This is a genomic window from Acidovorax sp. (assembly GCF_022763525.1).
Lineage (GTDB): Bacteria > Pseudomonadota > Gammaproteobacteria > Burkholderiales > Burkholderiaceae_C > Acidovorax.
The window spans coordinates 1-17,153 of record NZ_JALEGG010000007.1 but is presented as its reverse complement, the minus strand read 5'-3'; the positions used below and the strand labels follow the sequence as shown (position 1 = coordinate 17,153).

Genomic DNA, 17,153 nt, shown 5'->3' with positions numbered 1-17,153 from the left:
GCGAAGCCAGTTCCGCGGCTACCCCGACTGGGCCGCGCTGGTTCCAGCGGCAGTTCTCAGGTCGCAGCGCAGGGTCTGATAACTTCAACGTCTTTTTGGGCTCCAGCGCTTATCTAGCAAGCGCAAGCAGCTATGAAAATCATAGTATTGGGTGCCGGCGCCTGGGGTTCGGCGCTCGCCATGAGTGCTGCCCAGCACCCGGCCGGGCATGCGGTCACGCTGTGGGCGCGCGATGCGGGCCAGGCACAGGCCATGCGCGCGGCGCGCCAGAATGCGCGGTACCTGCCGGGCATCGACTTCCCCCCCTCTCTCACCGTGGCGGATGGCCACTTTGGCGCCCTGCTGCCGGGCGCCGACCTGGTGATCGTGGCCACGCCCATGGCGGCGCTGCGTGGCATGCTGCAGGCGCTGGCGGGCTGCGCTGCGCCGGTGGCGTGGCTGTGCAAGGGGTTCGAGGCGGTGCCGCCCGGTGCCGATACAGCATCTTTTGGGCTGCTGGCGCATGAGGTGCAAGCGCAGGTAGCTCCCGATTTGATAGCAGGCGTATTCAGCGGCCCGAGCTTTGCCCAAGAGGTGGCCCTGGCGCAACCCACGGCGCTGGTGGCGGCCAGCGTCCATGCCGCCGTGCGCGATGCGCTGGTCCACGCCTTTCACAGCCCGAGCGTGCGGGTGTACGCCAACGAGGACATCGTGGGCGTGGAAGTGGGCGGCGCGGTGAAGAACGTGCTGGCCATCGCCACCGGCCTGTGCGACGGGCTCTCGCTGGGCCTCAATGCGCGCGCGGCGCTCATCACGCGGGGCCTGGCCGAAATGACGCGGCTGGGGCTGGCACTGGGAGCGCGGCCCGACACCTTCATGGGGCTGTCGGGCCTGGGCGACCTGGTGCTCACGGCCACGGGCGACCTGTCACGCAACCGGCGCGTGGGCATGCTGCTGGCGCAGGGCCGCAGCCTGGCACAGGCCGTTGAGTCGCTGGGGCATGTGGCCGAAGGCGTCTACAGCGCGCGCACCGTGGTGCAGCGTGCGCAGCTGCTGGGCGTGGACATGCCCATTGCTGAGGCCGTGGTGGCCTTGCTGGATGGCCGCCTGCGTCCCGCGGAGGCCGTGGCACAGCTGATGGGTCGCGGCCCCCGGGTCGAGGCCTGAGCCCTTCTTCCACACAAGAAAAAGCCGCAGGGCACCCTTCAATCAGGTGCCATGCGGCTTTCGTTCTTTACGGGATGCCTGCTCGACAGGCCCGGTGTTCAGAACACGCCAAACAGCATGAGCAGCAGCACAACCGACAGAGGGACGCCGAGCAGCCAAGCGATGATGGGCATGGTGATCTCCTTGTAGAAGGGGTAAAGGTTGATGAGGTGATGTCACCTTATCGTCGCCCCCTGCCCCTGCTTGTGCGCCATCGCTGCCCCTGCGCGTAGTCCCGTGCCTACCCCCCTGCCCGCGGCCTGAGCAGCCCCTTAGAACGTGTTTGCGATCTCGCAGGGGTCGCGTGAGAGCGCCATCGTGATGGACGTGGATGCTTCGGGTGTGCCGCATGGGCTCGTGCCCATGCAAGCAGCCGGGGCGTCAAAGCTCCGAGTTCATCAGCCCGAATTCACTCCAACCCCTCGGGCAGTGGTCTTTGCGGGCGGTCTGTGGCGTTGCGGCGTTTGCCAATAGCCGAGCTATTGGCTGCGTACCGCGCCTTGCACACCATCCCGCAAAGACCGCTGCGCGACCCCTGGGAGACCGTGGACGGACTCCTACAGGCCGACTTCGAGCGCCAGCAGTTCTTCCACCGTCTGGCGGCGGCGGATGAGGCGCGCTTGCCCGCCGTCCACCAGCACTTCGGCAATCAGCGGACGCGTGTTGTAGTTCGAGGACATGCTGGCGCCATAGGCCCCCGTGTCATGGATCACCAGCAGATCGCCCACCTGCGCGGCGGGCAGCTCACGCGGCAGCACCACGCCGCCGTCGCCCTGCGTGAACACATCCCCGGATTCGCACAGCGGCCCGGCCACCACGGTGGGCTGCGGCGCCGCGGCGGATCCATCGCGGCGCAGCACGCTCATGGCGTGGTAGCTGCCGTACATCGACGGACGCATGAGCTCGTTGAAGCCGGTATCGACCAGCACGAAGTGGTTGCTGCCCGCGTCCTTGGTGGCGCGCACCTGGCCCAGCAGCACGCCGGATTCCGCTACCAGGAAGCGGCCGGGCTCGATCTCCAGCCCGAGCTTGTGGCCCACGATGGCCTCGGCCTGCTGGCGCGCGGCATCCCAGAGGCCATGGTAGTGCTGCGTATCGACCACCGGGTCGCCGCTGCGATAGGGGATGGACAGACCACCGCCCGCCGAGATGGCGTGCAGGTCATGCCCCGCCGCGTGCGCCGTGCGCACCAGGTTGACCATGGCACCGCACACTTCCTGCAGGTGGCTGTAATCCACGCCCGAGCCGATGTGCATGTGCAGGCCCACCAGCTTCAGGCCATGCTGCTGAATGGCAGCCAGCGCCGCAGGCAGGTCGGTATGCCAGATGCCGTGCTTGCTGTGCTCGCCACCCGTGTTGGTCTTGTTGCTGTGGCCGTGGCCAAAGCCGGGGTTGATGCGCAGCCACACCGCATGGCCGGGGGAGCGCGCCCCCAGCTGGTGCAGCATGTCGATGGAACCGGCGTTGACGGGCACGCCGTGCTCCACCACGCAGTCGAGCGTGGCCGCGTCGAACAGGTCGGCGGTGAACACGATCTCCGAAGGCTCGCCCCCGGCCACGTAGCCCGCCGCCAGCGCGCGCAGGATTTCGCCGCGCGAGACCGCATCCACCTTCACGCCCTGCTCGCGCATGAGCTTCAGGATGTGAATGTTGGAGCAGGCCTTTTGCGCAAAGCGGATGGTCTCGAAGTTGGACACCTGCGCAATGCGCTGGCGGATGGTGGCCGCGTCGTATACCCACAGCGGGGTGCCGAACTGGTCGGCCAGCTCCCAGAGCTGGGCGGCGGAGAAGGGGTTGGACATGTAGGGCTCCGGAAGGCAGGAAAGCGGATGGAAGCCGTGATGATGCCGCCGCCTGATTATTTGGTCGAATGCTTTGATATTCGCCATCCATTCACTTTCGATATGCTTCGCGCATGACTGGCACGACCGACTTCCCCCTGGCCCACCGCATCACCCACCGGCACATTGAGGTCTTCCGCGCGGTGATGACCGCTGGCAGCGCCACCGGCGCGGCCGACCTGCTGCACAGCTCACAGCCCACGGTGAGCCGCGAGCTGGCCCGGCTGGAGTCGCTGCTGGGTTATGCCTTGTTCGAACGCGTGCAAGGCCGCCTGCGCGCCAACGCGCGGGCGCTGGCCCTGTGGGACGAGGTGCAGCGCTCGTGGCAAGGCCTGGAGCGCGTGGTGGACCGCGCCGTGGCGCTGGGCCGCTCCGACGCCGTGCAGTTGGCCGTGCTGTGCCTGCCCGCGCTGGCACACGCGCTGCTGCCCGGTGCGGCGGCGCGGCTGATGCAGGTGCAGCCGCATGCGCGCCTCTCCGTCACGCCCCAGGAATCGCCGTTGCTGGAGGAATGGATGAGCGCCCAGCGCTTTGACCTGGGCCTGAGCGAACAGACCACCGCCCCACCCGGCACCCGGGCTGAAGTGCTGCTCACCCTGGATGAAGTGGCCGTGCTGCCCACCACCCATGCGCTGGCCAGCCAACCCGTGCTGCAGCTGGCGGATTTCGCCGGTCAGCCCTTCGTGAGCCTGTCGGCCGATGACCCCTATCGCCGCCTTATCGACGCGCGGTTTGCAGAAGCCGACGTTCCGCGCACGCTGCGCATGGAAACCCACAGCGCGGCGGCCGTCTGCGCCATGGTGGAACACGGCCTGGGCCTGGCCATCGTCAACCCGTTGACAGCCCTGACCGCTGCGGCCAGCGGCCGGCTGGCCCTGCGGCGGCTGGCATTTTCGATTCCGTTCAGCGTGTCGGCCTTGCTGCCGCTGTACCGCCCGCCGCTGCCCGAGGTGGCGCCCATGCTGGACGCCCTGCGGGCCGAAGCCGCGGATGTGGCCCGGCGCCTTGAAGACTTGGCCTGAATCCGGGAAATCCTGCGGCCGGCATACTCGCATCCTGCCGCCGCGTGAGGATGCTACGGATTAAATAGCTGCCGGCGCTTGCATGACGGGCGCCAGGAGCCTTTTCTTGCCTCAACCATCAGGGCGGCGTCAGGCTGCGCACCTTTTCGGCCAGCCGGTCCTGCACCGAAGGCGACACAAACTTGTCGACCTCGCCCCCCAGCACGGCGATCTCGCGAACGAAGGTGCTACTGATGAACTGGTACTTGTCGCTGGGCGTGAGGAACACCGTCTCCACCTGCGGCATCAGGCTGCGGTTCATGCCGGCGAGCTGGAATTCGTAGTCGAAGTCGGTCACGGCGCGCAGGCCGCGCACCATGGCCTTGCCGCCGCGCTCCACCACAAAGTCGCGCAGCAGGCCCGAGAACGGCTCGACCTGCACCTGGGGGTACATCTTGACGGCCTCACGGACCATCTCAATGCGCTCTTCCAGCGTGAACAGCGTCTTCTTGTGGTGGCCGGCGGCCACCGCGACGATCACGCGCTCAAACAGCTGCGTGGCCCTGCGCACCACGTCTTCATGACCCAGCGTGATGGGGTCGAAAGTTCCGGGGTACACGGCGAGCACGTTCTGGGCCATGGCTGGTTGTCTCCTGTCTGGCGGAATGGCGGTAGCCCGGGCGTGGCCGGGCTTGCCCCGGGGCCTGCCGGGCCGCGTGCGCGCATTATGCAGTGCAGTGCAACATGAACGCCGCGCCTGCGTGAAAGGCGGGTGATCCTCCAGGCCAGCACACGCATCCGCCGGAGTGCGTCGCCCACCTCATCCATGTGAACGATGCCGGGTCCGTCAAGCCGCCCTACGATGCGCTGCCGCATCGCCACCGCCACCGGCGCCTTTGCCAGTGCTTTAGTTCGTGATCCCCACCTCCTCCACCGACGCGCTCTTTGAGACCGCGCATTGCCTCAACTGCCAGGCTGTGCTCTCCGGGCCTTTTTGCGCCCATTGCGGCCAGAAGAAGGCCGCCCGCATCGGCGGCCGCACCGTCCGCAAGGAGGCATGGGAGCGGTTTCGCTGGTTCGAATGGACCACCCTGCGCGGCGCGCTGCGCGTGCTCCTGCAGCCCGGCACCATGGCGCGAGAGTACGTGCTTGGCCGCCGCAAGGACCACCCTCATCCCTTGACCCTGCTGTGCCTGGCCATCGGGCTGCTGCTCATCGTGCTGGGGCACACCGATTACCTGCGCCCCACCCTGCCCAGCGAGGAGGCACAGCGCATGTACGCGCTGGTCACCGCGTATTCGAAATGGTCTTTCTCGCTGGGCGCCGTGGCAGCGCTGGCCAGCATGTGGATCGTGTTCAGGCGCCGGGGCTACAACGCGGCCGAGTTGCTGGCGCTGGCGCTGTATTGCCAGGCGATGTTCATCGCGCTGCAGATGCTCAACCAGCTGCCGCTGGTGCTGGCAGGCACGCCGGCGCTTCTCCAGTGGCACAAGGCCTGGTCGCCCTGGTACATGACGGCGCTGCAGACCGCCATGCTCATGGTGGCGCTGCGCCAGTTCTTCCAGGTGGATCTGCCGCAGGAAGGCTGGCGCCTGCTGGTGGCGGGGGGCCTGTTCGCCGCACTCAAGTGGCAGGCCACGCACTGGTATGCCCGCGGCGTGGTGGAACTGGTGCTCTGGCAGATGGGCCGATAGGCTTGCATCGCACCCGTTGCCGCTGCCGCTGCCGCTGCCGTTGCCGTTGCCGTTGCCGTTGCCACGCTGGAAAGCGTGAACAATTTCATGGAAAGCCAGCCTCGCAAGGCCCCATCGTTCACCTGAATGATGCCGCCCCCAAGGCAAGCCACCTACCATCCGGCGCAGTTCAACCGACACACCAAGGAGCGACGATTGACGGGTGAGGAACTGCTCACGCAGGAGCTGGGGATTGCCGGCTTGCACACGCTCATGGCCGAAAGCCTGGAGGCTCTGGGCGAGCCCGGCATGGTGGAGCGCCTGCTGCACCGCCTGGGCCTGGCGCTGGGCAGCCACAAGGTGGTGCTGTTCTGCCCGCTGCCCGGCTCCGACGACCCGCTGGCCGCTTACCAATGGGGCATGCCCGATGACTTCCTGGCGCGCTATGCGAACCTGATCCAGGGCAGCGACGCCTGGAGCGAGGCCCTGGAGCGGCAGCAGCCCCAGGCGCTGGCCCGCGGTGGATCGCTGAGCCAGCAGTTGGTGGGAACCCAGGCGCTGCGGCGCGGCGCGTTCTACGCCGACTACCTGAAACCGCTGGGCATCGACGCCATGGTCAACAGCATCGTGGAGGCGTCGCCGGAAACCGGCATGCATGTGCTGGCGATGTACAACGACCTGGGCCAGAGCGAGTTCACTCCCGAGCAGTTCGCGCGGCTGCGCGCCGCGACGCCGTGGGTGCGCAGCCTCATGCGAGCGCAGCGCCGCCTGCAGCACGCCCAGCGCCACAGCCAGGCGCTGGAACGCACGTTGGACCAGCTGCCGCTGGGGCTGATGCACGTGAACCGGCGCGGCGAGGTGCGCTACCTGAACGAGCACGCCCGCGCCTGGCTGGGCGTGGAAGACGAATGCCGCATCCTGCTGCGCCACGCCACACTCTGGCAGGCGCGCCAGCCGCTGCAGCTGGCGCAGATCCATCCCGGGCTGGCACCGCTGCTTGCCGCCTGCCTGAGCACCCAGTCGCCGGTATCGGCCCGGCTGCAAACGCCGCAGGACGCCTCGCCGACAGCACCGGCGGCGCCGGGCGGAACGCTGGTGGCGCTGGCCGCTCCGCTACGCAACGGCCCGGGGCCTGTCGCCGAGCCGCTGGCCCAATTCATCCTGGTACCCGAAACGCCACCCCACCCGGGCGCCACGGTATCGGTATGCAGCGCGCTCTATGGGCTCACGGCCGCCGAGGCGGCCCTGCTGCCGCTGCTGTTGCAGGGCATGACGCCACGCGAGATGGCCGACAACCGGCACGTGAAGATGCCTACCGTGCGCTCCCAGCTGGCCAGCCTGTACGCCAAGACGGGCACGCGGGGCCAGGCCGAACTGGCTCAGCGGGTGCTGCGCGTAGCGGCGCTGGTGACTGTATGAGACGCCCCCCTGAGACGCCTGGGGCGTGCCCGTATCGACGCCCCTGGGCGATGCACGGCGCAGCAGCCGCTGAATTCACCAATCCAACCTGAGGAACCTGCACCCATGAAACACCGCAATGTTCGCCCTGTCGCCTTCGCCTGCGCCACCATGCTGGGCTTGGCCGTGGGCGGCTTGGCCATGGCCCAAAAGACGGCTGCCGTGGCCAAGCCCAGCAAGGCCCAGCTGGTGGCTGAGCTGGCCGCCACGCTGCAGGCTTGCTCGTACGACGGCAGCCCGCTGGCGTTTTCGCCGCCCGACCTGTCCAAGGGCGGGGGCAGCGGCAAGCAGGTGGTGGCCGAGATCATGAAATACACCGGCCTGCCCGCCAACTTTGTGGTGGTGGAGGGCAAGGTGCCCAACGCGGCCGCCGTGATCATGCAGGGCCCCGACCAGGTGCCGCGCCGCGTGATTGCCTACAACCCCGCCTTCATGGGCCAGGTGATCGAGGCCACCAAATCGAACAACTGGGCGCCCGTGAGCATCATGGCGCACGAGATCGGGCACCACCTCTCGGGCCACACCATCGTGCCCGGAGGCAGCCAGCCGCCCATTGAACTGGAATCCGACAAGTTCAGCGGCTTCGTGCTGTACAAGATGGGCGCGCCGCTGGCCGACGCCCAGCGCGCCATCGCCACGCTGATCCCCGAGAAGGACGGCGAAACCCACCCCGGCCGCAGAAAGCGCCTGGCCGCCATCGAAGCGGGCTGGAAGGAAGCCTGCGAGCTGCAGGGCGGCGGCGCACAGTGCAGCGGCGGCCAGCCGGTGCGGGCCACGGCGGTGGCGGCAGCGCCAGCCGCCACGCCCGCGCCAGCCCCGGCCACGCCAGTGGCCAAGGCCCCTGCTCCGTCGCCAGCGGCCCCCACTATGGCGCCTCCCGCCAAGGCGCCCGCCCTCGCCTCGGCCGCACCCGCCGAAACCCTGCCCAAGGTAGACGTGGCTGCCATTCCGTCCAAGGGAACGCAGTTCATTTACGACGAGTTCGGCATCCTGGACCCGGCCATCCGCGCCCAGTTTGAAAAGCAGATGTACGAACACGCGCAGGCCACGGGTGTGGAGATCGTCACCCTGCTGGTGAAAGACCTGGACGGCCAAAGCGCTGAAGACTACGCCCACGCCATGATGCGCCAGCTGCGCGTGGGCAAGCTGGACGTGGGCAACGGGGCCGTGCTGGTGGTGGCGCCCGAGCAGAACCAGGCTGCCGCCGTGCTGGGCGCTGGCGTCGCGCTGGAGATGGGCAGCCATGACAAGGCCGAGCAGCTCAAGCGCTGGATGACCACCGCCTGGCCACTGTGCAAGAAGAAGAATGCCTGCGGCAACTGGACGGAAAACCTGATGCTGGCGGCCGACCACATCCGCCGCGATACCCGCCACGGCGACTGGACCATCGCCTACCAGTCGCTGGGCGACATCCAGAAGGCCGACGCGGCTGAGAACGGCAAGGTCACCAACCCCAAGAACAGCAAGGTGTGGCGCAAGATCGTGCGGCTGTCGGGCACGGTCGAAAGCATCAACCCACCTACCGGCAACAAGGCCGCCTGGGTCAACGACGTGAAGGTGAAAAACGGCAAGCAGCCCGTGCTGCTGCGCAGCGCCGAAGGCCTGACCACCATGCTGTATGTGGACCCGCGCACCGCCGCCTTGCAGCCCGGCGGCAAGCTGGAACAGGGCAAGACCTACACCGTGATCGCGCGCGCGGCCGGCCTGTCGTGGAATCCCAAGGACACGCAGTCGCTCGACGTGCTGAGCTACAGCGTCACTGAATAACCCCCAGGCCGCCCGCATGTCTCCACACGCCGGAACCATGCTGCTCGCTGGCAGCGCCAACCTGCTGCTGGCGGGCGCCTGGATGTTTGGCGCGCTGCTGGGCAGCAACGGCATGAACGGCCACCGCGGTGGCATCTTTTTGGCCGGCATGGCGGTGGCCCTGGTGCTGCTGTGGGGCGCGAGCCTGGCGCTGGCGCGGCGGCTGACCGCATGGGGCCTGGCGCGCGAGTGGCATGTGGCCGTGTGCGTGGTGCTGGGAGCCCTCATCACCGTGGCGGCATGGGTGGTCTCGGCCTTTGCCGTAACGGTGGTGCTGGCGATGGCGGTGAGCCGTTGACCCCACCGCGCGCCCATGAACAACGCCACCGCCACGCACCCACTGCGCGCCGGCTTCGCCTTTCTGGAGCAGGAAGCCGGCTTCACCCTGGCCGAGTTCATCGATACGCCCCGCGCCTTTGACAACTGCGTGGCGCGCTACACCAGCACGGCAGACGGCGCCCCGGCGCTGGAGCTGCGCATCGAGCGCGACCGGGGCCAGGTTTTTGTGGAACTGCGCCGGGCCGATGGCCTGTGGGAAGACAAGGACGCGATCCTGCAGCGCCTTGGCATCGCGCGCAGCCGCCACGCCAACGACGCCCACGGGGCGTGGACAGGCTACCAGTTGTCCGTGCAAGCCGACGATGTGCGCCGCCACCTTCCGCTGCTGAGGCAGTACCTTCTGAGACCCGCTTGAACAGGCTCTTCGCATGACCCCCGCTTTCACCCCCGCCGCCCTGGGCCTGCTGCTGGCCCTGGCCACCGGCGCCCACGCCGCCGAACCGCACTTCTGCGGCCAGCCCACTGCCCACCCCATCGACAAGGCGCTGGCCACCGCTGCCGAACGCAGCGGCGGCGTGACGGTGGACCTGATTAACGCCCAGAACGCCGCCTACACCGCGTGGGACAAGGAACTCAACCGCATCTACGCCCAGGTGATGAAAGCCGCAGGCCCGGGGCGGCGCGACACCCTGCGCGCAGCACAACGTGCCTGGCTCGCCTACGACGCGGCCCAGGGCCAATGGGACAGCGCCGTGTTTGCACAACAGGGCAGCTCGGCCGCGCTGAACATCGGGGGCGCTGCACTGGAGCGCCGCCGCGCCCGCGTCTGCGCGCTCACCACCGATCTGGAAAGCTTGAAGGACTCGCCATGATGCGCCGCCAGTTCGCACGGGCGCTGCCCTGGCTCGCCCTCGCCGGGGCGGGCCTGCGAGCCCAGGCCCAGGCCCCCGGCGATGGCAATGTATGGCTGCGCATCCGCAACGACAGCCAGGAAGCCTTCACCCACGTCTGGCAGGGTTTGCCGCAGCAGGGCACCGATGCCGACCTGGGGCCGCTGCTGCCGGGCGACACCAGCCGCTGGCACGCGCTGCCGCCCGTGCTGGCGCACTACCGCAAGACACGCATCCAGATCGGCCAGCGCCAGCTGACGCACGTGACCGACGCATCTTTCCCCGGCGGACAAGCCACGCTCGTGCCCGGCCGCTACACCTTCATCTACACGCTGGAGGGCGGCGCACTGCGGCTGAGGGTGGTGCCCGAGGGCTAAGCCAGGCCACGCATTAGCTATCAAATATGTAGCTGCCAGCGCTTTCTGGAAAAGCGCGAGAGGCCAAAACCGTCAAAACGAATGGCAGGGCGCGGCGGGCGACGCTGGGGAGCGGCTTTGGCTCACTTCGTCCCATCGAGCCGGGTCCGGCCGACGCCGTGCGCGGCACTTCAACCGGCTTGGCATGGGCGCAGGCCGGAGACTCGGAGCGCTTGCAGGGATCAGCCGCGCTGGAACAGGTGTGCGTGCACCGCACCGGCCTTGAGGTGGCGGTATGGCACCAAGCCCGTCGAGGTCAGTTCATCTTCGGTCCAGGCGCGGGGCGCTTCGAGGTAGACAAAGCCCCCCGCCGCCACGGCCCGGGCCGCCGCCTGCAGCGCGGGTTCGAAGAAGGGCCCATCGAAAGGCGGGTCCAGCAGCACCAGGTCCAGGCTGGCAGGCGCGGCCTGCTGCAGGGCCGCCACGCCATCACCCCGCTGCACGCGAATGGCGCTGGCCTGCAGGCGCTGCTGCAGTGTATGGAGCTGCGCCACCAGCGCAGCGTCGTTCTCCACCAGCAGCACCGAAGCCGCGCCGCGCGAGGCGGCCTCCAGCCCCAGCGCGCCCGTGCCCGCAAACGCATCCAGGCAGCGCCAGCCCGCCAGGTCCTGGCCCAGCCAGTTGAACAGGGTTTCGCGCACGCGGTCAGGCGTGGGGCGCAGGCCGGGGCGCTGGGCCACGGGCAGCCGGGTTCGCTTCCATTGCCCGCCGATGATGCGGATTTCGCCCGTGCCCTTGGGCGCGGCGGCCGCGGGCTTGGGCTTGGCCTTCTTCGGATCCGGCGCCGGTGCCGACGCCGCAGCTTGGGCCTTGCGGATCTCGGCCTGGATGGCGCTGCCGCGCAGGGTGGAGCGGCTCATGGCTTGCCCCCCACCACCACCGTCACCATGCGCTCGGGCTGGAGCTTTCGGGCCATGGCGGCGCGCACATCAGCCACCGTGAGGGCCTCAACCTTCTTCGTCCACTGGTCCAGGTAATCGAGTGGCAACTCGTTCCAGGCGATGTTGGCCACGTTGCCCAGGAGCTTCTTGTTGCTGTCGATGCGCAGCGCGAAGCCGCCGATGAGGTTGTCCTTGGCGGCGCGCAGCTCGGCCTCGGTGGGGCCTTCCGCCACGAAGCGCGCGATCACGTCGCGCGAGACCTTCACGGCCTCACGCGCCTGGTCGGGCCGTGTCTGCAGGCCCACAGTGAAGGCGCCAGCGTGCAGGCCCGCCGCAAAGTAGCTGTAGACGCTGTACGAGAGCCCGCGTTTTTCACGCACCTCGTTGGTCAGGCGCGAGACAAAGCCGCCGCCGCCCAGGATGTGGTTGCCCACCAGCAGCGCGACGAAGTCGGGGTCGCGCCGCTGAAAACCTGGCTGGCCGATGAGCACGTGGGCCTGTGCCGAGGCGAAGGGAATGTTCTGCTCCACGGACGCGGCCAGCGCGCTGATCTCGCCCACGGGCGGCAGCGGCGCACAGCCGGTGGTAGCGGGCAGGCGCGACAGCAGCGTGGCCACCAGCGCCTGAGCCTGCGCACGCGAGACAGCGCCCACGATGCTGACCTTGGCGCGGCAGGCAGCGATGTGCTGCGTGTGGAAGGCTTGCATGTCGGCCACATTGATGCGTGCCAGCGTTTCCTCGGTGGTGCGCGTGCCGTAGGGATGGCTGCCATAGACGGCGGCGCCGAATGCGTGGGCTGCCACCGTGGAGGGGCGGGTCAGCGATTCCTTGAGGCTGGCGCTCCAGCGTGCACGATCGCGCGGCCAGACGTCGGCCGGAAAGCTGGGCTCCCCGATCTGGCGCGCAGCCAGGCGGGCGGCCTTGTCCAGCAGCGGCGGGTCGGTCAGCGAGCGCAACGTGTAGTGGAGGGCATCGTTGTCGGCCCCGGCCTCGAAGCTGGCGCCCAGATCGGCCCAGGCTTCGCCCAGGCCGTTCTCGTCCAGCGCGGGCTCGGCGCCCAGCGCCTTCACGCCCTTGCTCGCCATCGCCGCCACCGCCGTCGCCAGCCCGGACTGACCTGCGGGGTCGCGGCGCGTGCCCGCGTCAAAGTCAATCTGCACGTCCACCATCGGGATGACGGGGCTTTCCACCAGGTAGACCTTGGCGCCGCTGGGCTCCGTCCAGTGCTGGATGGGCAGCAGCGCCCAGGCAGCGTTCGAGTAAAAAATGGCCCCAGCGCTTATCAATAAAGCGCGAGCAGCTATGTTTTTGATAGTAATCATGGCAACCTGTGCAATGCGGGTCAGTGGCGGGCCGCTGCGGCTGCGGGGCGGGCGCGCTGGCGGGGCGCATCGAGAGGCTGGGGCAGCAACGTGGCCACGGTGAGCTGGTCGTCGCCAAAATACTTGGCAGCCACGGCCTGCACCTGCGCCGGCGTCACGGTGCGCAGCAGCGCCAGCAGGCGTTCGTTGGCGTCCAGCGGAAAGCCCTGGATCCAGTTACCGCCCAGTTCCTGCGCCTGGCTCATCACCGAGTCGCGCTCGTACACGGTGGAGGCGATCCACTGCGTCTTCACCCGCGTGAGCTCGGCCTCGCTCACGCCTTCGCGGGCCACGCGGGCCACCTCGGCGCGCAGGGCAGCTTCCACCTGCTCGGCGGTCTTGCCTGCGGCGGGCACGCCAGTCAGCATGAAAAGGCTCGGCCCGCGGCCGGTCACCATCGCACTGCTGCTGGCGCTGTCGGCTACGCGGTTCTCGCCCTGGGTCAGCGCCCGGTCCAGGCGCGCGCCGTCGTAGCCACTGAACACCGCCGAAAGCACCATCAGCGCGAGTGCGTCGCGATCGGTATCGGCCAGTTGGTCCACGCGTTCAAGGCTGGGCGTGCGGAAGGCCAGTGCCACATACGCCTGCTCGGCCGGGGCCTTGACGGCGATGCGGCGCAGGCCCTGCTGTGCGGGCTCGATGCGGGGCTTGCGTTCGGGCAAGGCATGGGCGGGGATGCTGCCGTAGTACTTTTCGGCCAGCGCGCGCACCTGCTCCACATCCACGTCGCCCGCCACCACCACGGCCGCGTTGGTGGGGGTGTACCACTGGCGGTAGAAGGCCCGCGCATCGTTCGGCGTCATCGATTCCAGGTCGCTCATCCAGCCCACGATGGGGCGGCGGTAGGGCGACGCAGTGAACGTGGCCGCGAACAGCTGCTCGGCCAGCATGGCACGGGGCTGGTCTTCGGTGCGCAGGCGGCGCTCTTCCTTGACCACCTCCAGTTCCTTCTTGAACTCTTCGTCCGGCCAGTGGTTGTGGGCAAAACGGTCGGCTTCGAGCTTCATCACGTCCTCCAGCCGGTTGGACGGGATCTGCTGGTAGTAGCCGGTGTAGTCACGGCTGGTGAACGCGTTTTCGCGTCCGCCCAGGGCCGCCACGCGGCGCGAGAACTCGCCAGGCGGCAGCGTCTTGGTGCCCTTGAAGAGCATGTGCTCCAGCACATGGGCCACGCCCGTGGTGCCATCCACCTCGTCCATGGAGCCCACTCGCACCCACACCATGTGCACCGCCGTGGGGGCGCGCCGGTCGGGCTGCACGATGAGTTGCATGCCGTTCTTGAGCGTGAACTGCTGCGCACCAGAACTGGTGACCGATGGCGCGGCGGTTGGAGGAACAAGGGGCGGGGTGGCCGCCAAGCCAGCCCCGCTGCAAAGGCTGGCCACCAGGCCGAGAAGGGTGAAAGCGCGTTTCATAGAATGGGGTGATTCTAAGAACCCGCCAATGTTCAGTTTTTTCAAGAAGAAGCCCTCTCCCGAGTCCGTCCCCACCACGGACACGGCCGCCCCTGCGGCTGCGCCCCCTCCGCCCGCAGCGGAGCCCCCATCGACGCCGGCCGGGACGGGCGGACCCGCGGCAGTCCTCCCTGTGCCCACCCCGGTAGAACCCCCTCAGGCCCCTGCCGCAGCCCCCGCACCCGCTCCCGCCCCGGGGTCCTCAGCCTTTGGATGGCTGCGCAACCCGTTCGGCACCAAGCCGCCGGAACCTGCGGCGCACCCGGCGCCGGAGTCCAAGCCAGCCCCCACGCCGCTGCCCCCGCCCGCAACGCCTGCTCCGGCCCCCGCCGTGCCCGCAGGCCATTCCACGCCAATGCCCGCTGCCTCAGCCACCCTGGCACCGGGCAGCGCGCCCGCCGCGCCCTCGGCCGAACGCAAGGGCTGGCTCGACCGCCTCAAGTCCGGCCTGCGCAAGACGGGCACGAGCATCACCACGGTGTTCACCGGCACGCAGATCAACGACGTGCTGTATGAGGAGCTGGAAGAAGCCCTGCTGATGGCGGACACCGGCGTGAAGGCCACCACCCACCTGCTGGCCGACCTCAAGCGCCGCGTGAAGGAAACCAAGGCCACCGACCCCGCCGCCGTCAAGGGCCTGCTGGCCGACGCACTGGCCGACCTGCTGCGCCCGCTGGAGAAGCCACTGGTCATTGGCGAATACACGCCCACCGTGATCATGGTGGCGGGCGTCAACGGCGCGGGCAAGACCACCTCCATCGGCAAGCTCACCAAGCACCTCGCGGATGAAGGCGCGGCCGTGCTGCTGGCCGCCGCCGATACCTTCCGCGCCGCTGCGCGCGAGCAGCTCGGTGTCTGGGCTGACCGCAACACGGTCGAGATCGTGAGCCAGGAAGGTGGCGACCCCGCCGCAGTGAGCTTTGACGCCGTCACGGCCGGCAAGGCGCGTGGCAAGGACGTGGTGCTGGTGGACACCGCCGGCCGCCTGCCCACCCAGCTGCATCTGATGGAAGAGCTCAAGAAGATCCGCCGCGTGGTCACCAAGGCCGATGCCACGGCCCCGCACGAGGTGCTGCTGGTCATCGACGGCAACACCGGCCAGAACGCACTGGCCCAGGTGCGCGCCTTTGACGACGCGCTGCAACTCACGGGCCTGATCGTGACCAAGCTCGACGGCACGGCCAAGGGCGGCGTGCTGGCCGCCATCGCGCAGGAGCGCCCCATCCCGGTGTATTTCATCGGCGTGGGCGAGAAGCTCGAAGACCTGGAGACCTTCAACGCACGCGAATTCGCCCAAGCGCTGCTCACCTGAGGGCAGCCCCGCCACCGTGATCCATGGCTCCTTCCGGGGCCATTTGCACGTTTACGAGTAGCCACAATTCCCCCATGATGGGCCTTCCCCCCGGAAACGCACGGAAGGCCCATGTTCATTGAGCTGGTCAAAGGTGTTGCCCTGCTGTTGGCGCTGTGCTTTCTGCATGGCTTCAACATGCGCCTGTGGCGGCGGCATCCGCTGACCGGGCAGGTGTTCTCCGGCATCCTCTTTGGCACCATCTGCGTGGTGGGCATGCTCACCCCGGTAGCGCTGATGCCGGGCGTGATCTTCGATGCCCGCTCGGTGGTGCTCAGCATGGCGGGCCTGTTTGGCGGGCCGCTGGTGGCCTGCATCGCTGCCGCCATGGCCGCCACCGGGCGCCTGTGGCTGGGCGGAGCGGGGGCAGAGGTGGGCCTGATGGTGATCGCCCTGTGCACCGTGGCGGGCTTGGTCTACCGGGAAGGCCGCGCACGCGCACGCCTGGGTGTGGAGCCTGTGACGCTGGCGCTCTTCGGGCTGCTGCTGCACGCGGCCGTGCTGGCGCTGTTCCAATTGCTCCCGGCCGAGGCGGTGCAGCGCGTGAACCAGACCCTCGCCCTGCCGTTCTTGCTGACCTTCACACCTGCCACGGTCGCCCTGGGCCTGCTGCTGCGCGATGTAGAAGAGCGCCTGGCCACTGAACGCGCCTTGGCGGGCACAGCGGCGCGGCTGAGGGCCATTGCGCAGGCCATTCCTGACGTGTTGCTGGTACTGGACGCCGAAGGGCGCTATGTGGAAGTGATCTCGCCCGATGACGCCCCGCTGGCCGCCAGCCCGCCGCAGCTGCTGGGCAAGCGGATGCACGATGTGCTGCCTGCCGGGCAGGCTGACCGGTTCATGGAGCTGATCCGCGACACCCTGCGGTCGGGACAAACCCAGAGTGTCGAATACGAGATGCAGACCCTGTCGGGAACGCGCCAGTTCGAGGGGCGCACCCAACCACTGGGCGTGAAGGTGGGCGGCCAGGCTGCCGTGGTTTTTCTGGCACGCGACATAACCGAGCGCAAACGGGCGGAGAGTGCGCTGCGCGAGTCCGAGCTTCGGTTTCGCTCGCTGCTGCGCAACATCCCCTCCATCTCGGTGCAGGGCTATCTGGAGGATGGCACCACGAGCTACTGGAACCAGGCCTCCGAGCAGCTCTACGGCTACACGGCCGACGAGGCGCTCGGCAGCAACCTGCTGAAGCTCATCATTCCGCCCCCCATGCGCGATACCGTGCGCGAACACATGCGGCACATGTTCGCCACCGGCGAAGTGATTCCGGCGGGAGAGCTGCAACTGCAGCGCAAGGATGGAACGCCAGTACACGTCTTCTCCAGCCACGCCTACATCCAGGTGCCAGGGCACCCCTCCGAAATGTTCTGCATCGACATCGACATTTCGGGCCGCAAGGCCGCCGAGGACGAGGCCCGCTACCTGGCCTTCTACGACGCCCTCACGCAGCTCCCCAACCGGCGTCTGCTGGTGGACCGCCTGCAGCAGGTGCTGGCCAGCGGCGCGCGGGCGGGCACGACCACGGCCGTGCTGTTCGTGGACCTGGACAACTTCAAGACC

The 17,153-nt window shown here is 68.5% G+C and carries 16 protein-coding genes; 11 read left to right on the top strand and 5 right to left on the bottom strand.

Annotation, left to right across the window (positions count from 1 at the left end):
- Positions 1 to 132: 132 nt before the first annotated feature.
- A complete protein-coding gene (locus tag MRY84_RS00320) occupies positions 133 to 1,146 on the top strand; it encodes an NAD(P)H-dependent glycerol-3-phosphate dehydrogenase (protein ID WP_291503783.1) in 1,014 nt (337 codons plus the stop codon).
- Between the two features lie 596 nt (positions 1,147 to 1,742).
- Here the strand turns inward: MRY84_RS00320 and lysA are convergent.
- Entirely contained in the window at positions 1,743 to 2,987 is a 1,245-nt protein-coding gene (gene lysA, locus MRY84_RS00315) for a diaminopimelate decarboxylase (RefSeq protein WP_291503782.1), read from the bottom strand.
- A gap of 113 nt (positions 2,988 to 3,100) precedes the next feature.
- Between lysA and MRY84_RS00310 the strand changes: the two genes are divergently transcribed.
- A complete protein-coding gene (locus tag MRY84_RS00310; protein WP_291503781.1) occupies positions 3,101 to 4,048 on the top strand; it encodes a LysR family transcriptional regulator in 948 nt (315 codons plus the stop codon).
- A 118-nt stretch (positions 4,049 to 4,166) separates the two neighbouring features.
- Here the strand turns inward: MRY84_RS00310 and coaD are convergent, their stop codons facing one another.
- Positions 4,167 to 4,667 carry a pantetheine-phosphate adenylyltransferase gene (gene coaD, locus MRY84_RS00305; protein WP_291503780.1) on the bottom strand — a complete coding sequence of 167 codons (501 nt, stop codon included), beginning with the start codon at positions 4,665 to 4,667 and terminating at the stop codon, positions 4,167 to 4,169.
- Between the two features lie 274 nt (positions 4,668 to 4,941).
- Between coaD and MRY84_RS00300 the strand changes: the two genes are divergently transcribed.
- The 7 genes from MRY84_RS00300 to MRY84_RS00270 all read left to right on the top strand — a co-directional run bounded on the left by MRY84_RS00300 (position 4,942) and on the right by MRY84_RS00270 (position 10,510).
- On the top strand, positions 4,942 to 5,721 hold the full coding sequence (locus tag MRY84_RS00300; RefSeq protein ID WP_291503779.1) for a DUF3667 domain-containing protein: 780 nt from the start codon (positions 4,942 to 4,944) through the stop codon (positions 5,719 to 5,721).
- A gap of 126 nt (positions 5,722 to 5,847) precedes the next feature.
- A complete protein-coding gene (locus MRY84_RS00295; RefSeq protein WP_291503778.1) occupies positions 5,848 to 7,119 on the top strand; it encodes a helix-turn-helix transcriptional regulator in 1,272 nt (423 codons plus the stop codon).
- A 105-nt stretch (positions 7,120 to 7,224) separates the two neighbouring features.
- Positions 7,225 to 8,925: a TPM domain-containing protein gene (locus MRY84_RS00290; RefSeq protein WP_291503777.1), complete on the top strand. Its 1,701-nt coding sequence runs from the start codon at positions 7,225 to 7,227 to the stop codon at positions 8,923 to 8,925.
- A gap of 16 nt (positions 8,926 to 8,941) precedes the next feature.
- A complete protein-coding gene (locus MRY84_RS00285) occupies positions 8,942 to 9,262 on the top strand; it encodes a hypothetical protein (RefSeq protein ID WP_291503776.1) in 321 nt (106 codons plus the stop codon).
- Between the two features lie 15 nt (positions 9,263 to 9,277).
- The gene (locus tag MRY84_RS00280) at positions 9,278 to 9,658 is read left to right on the top strand and encodes a hypothetical protein (protein ID WP_291503775.1); all 381 of its coding nucleotides are present in this window, start codon (positions 9,278 to 9,280) and stop codon (positions 9,656 to 9,658) included.
- A 13-nt stretch (positions 9,659 to 9,671) separates the two neighbouring features.
- Positions 9,672 to 10,115, top strand: coding sequence for a lysozyme inhibitor LprI family protein (locus tag MRY84_RS00275; RefSeq protein WP_291503774.1), 444 nt, complete (start codon positions 9,672 to 9,674; stop codon positions 10,113 to 10,115).
- Entirely contained in the window at positions 10,112 to 10,510 is a 399-nt protein-coding gene (locus MRY84_RS00270; protein WP_291503773.1) for a hypothetical protein, read from the top strand. Before MRY84_RS00275 ends, MRY84_RS00270 begins: the two co-directional genes overlap by 4 nt.
- 221 nt (positions 10,511 to 10,731) lie before the next feature.
- Here the strand turns inward: MRY84_RS00270 and rsmD are convergent, their stop codons facing one another.
- Genes rsmD through MRY84_RS00255 form a run of 3 tightly spaced genes read right to left on the bottom strand, consistent with a single transcriptional unit; the run spans position 10,732 to position 14,206 of the window.
- Positions 10,732 to 11,409 carry a 16S rRNA (guanine(966)-N(2))-methyltransferase RsmD gene (gene rsmD, locus MRY84_RS00265; RefSeq protein ID WP_291503772.1) on the bottom strand — a complete coding sequence of 226 codons (678 nt, stop codon included), beginning with the start codon at positions 11,407 to 11,409 and terminating at the stop codon, positions 10,732 to 10,734.
- Positions 11,406 to 12,752, bottom strand: a complete 1,347-nt coding sequence (locus tag MRY84_RS00260) for a pitrilysin family protein (RefSeq protein WP_291503771.1) — start codon at positions 12,750 to 12,752, stop codon at positions 11,406 to 11,408. The genes rsmD and MRY84_RS00260 overlap by 4 nt, the downstream gene beginning before the upstream one ends.
- A gap of 20 nt (positions 12,753 to 12,772) precedes the next feature.
- Positions 12,773 to 14,206, bottom strand: coding sequence for a pitrilysin family protein (locus MRY84_RS00255; protein ID WP_291503770.1), 1,434 nt, complete (start codon positions 14,204 to 14,206; stop codon positions 12,773 to 12,775).
- Between the two features lie 28 nt (positions 14,207 to 14,234).
- Between MRY84_RS00255 and ftsY the strand changes: the two genes are divergently transcribed.
- On the top strand, positions 14,235 to 15,557 hold the full coding sequence (gene ftsY, locus MRY84_RS00250) for a signal recognition particle-docking protein FtsY (RefSeq protein WP_291503769.1): 1,323 nt from the start codon (positions 14,235 to 14,237) through the stop codon (positions 15,555 to 15,557).
- 111 nt (positions 15,558 to 15,668) lie between these two features.
- Positions 15,669 to 17,153, top strand: a 1,485-nt coding sequence (locus MRY84_RS00245) for a PAS domain S-box protein (RefSeq protein ID WP_291503768.1), incomplete at its 3' end; no start/stop codon positions are given.

Bases quoted from the DNA above. Each gene is read 5' to 3' on its own strand.
- MRY84_RS00320 (WP_291503783.1), top strand. From the start codon at position 133: ATGAAAATCATAGTATTGGGTGCCGGCGCCTGGGGTTCGGCGCTCGCC.
- lysA (WP_291503782.1), bottom strand. From the start codon at position 2,987: ATGTCCAACCCCTTCTCCGCCGCCCAGCTCTGGGAGCTGGCCGACCAG.
- MRY84_RS00310 (WP_291503781.1), top strand. From the start codon at position 3,101: ATGACTGGCACGACCGACTTCCCCCTGGCCCACCGCATCACCCACCGG.
- coaD (WP_291503780.1), bottom strand. From the start codon at position 4,667: ATGGCCCAGAACGTGCTCGCCGTGTACCCCGGAACTTTCGACCCCATC.
- MRY84_RS00295 (WP_291503778.1), top strand. From the start codon at position 5,848: ATGATGCCGCCCCCAAGGCAAGCCACCTACCATCCGGCGCAGTTCAAC.
- MRY84_RS00290 (WP_291503777.1), top strand. From the start codon at position 7,225: ATGAAACACCGCAATGTTCGCCCTGTCGCCTTCGCCTGCGCCACCATG.
- MRY84_RS00285 (WP_291503776.1), top strand. From the start codon at position 8,942: ATGTCTCCACACGCCGGAACCATGCTGCTCGCTGGCAGCGCCAACCTG.
- MRY84_RS00280 (WP_291503775.1), top strand. From the start codon at position 9,278: ATGAACAACGCCACCGCCACGCACCCACTGCGCGCCGGCTTCGCCTTT.
- MRY84_RS00275 (WP_291503774.1), top strand. From the start codon at position 9,672: ATGACCCCCGCTTTCACCCCCGCCGCCCTGGGCCTGCTGCTGGCCCTG.
- MRY84_RS00270 (WP_291503773.1), top strand. From the start codon at position 10,112: ATGATGCGCCGCCAGTTCGCACGGGCGCTGCCCTGGCTCGCCCTCGCC.
- rsmD (WP_291503772.1), bottom strand. From the start codon at position 11,409: ATGAGCCGCTCCACCCTGCGCGGCAGCGCCATCCAGGCCGAGATCCGC.
- MRY84_RS00260 (WP_291503771.1), bottom strand. From the start codon at position 12,752: ATGATTACTATCAAAAACATAGCTGCTCGCGCTTTATTGATAAGCGCT.
- MRY84_RS00255 (WP_291503770.1), bottom strand. From the start codon at position 14,206: ATGAAACGCGCTTTCACCCTTCTCGGCCTGGTGGCCAGCCTTTGCAGC.
- ftsY (WP_291503769.1), top strand. From the start codon at position 14,235: ATGTTCAGTTTTTTCAAGAAGAAGCCCTCTCCCGAGTCCGTCCCCACC.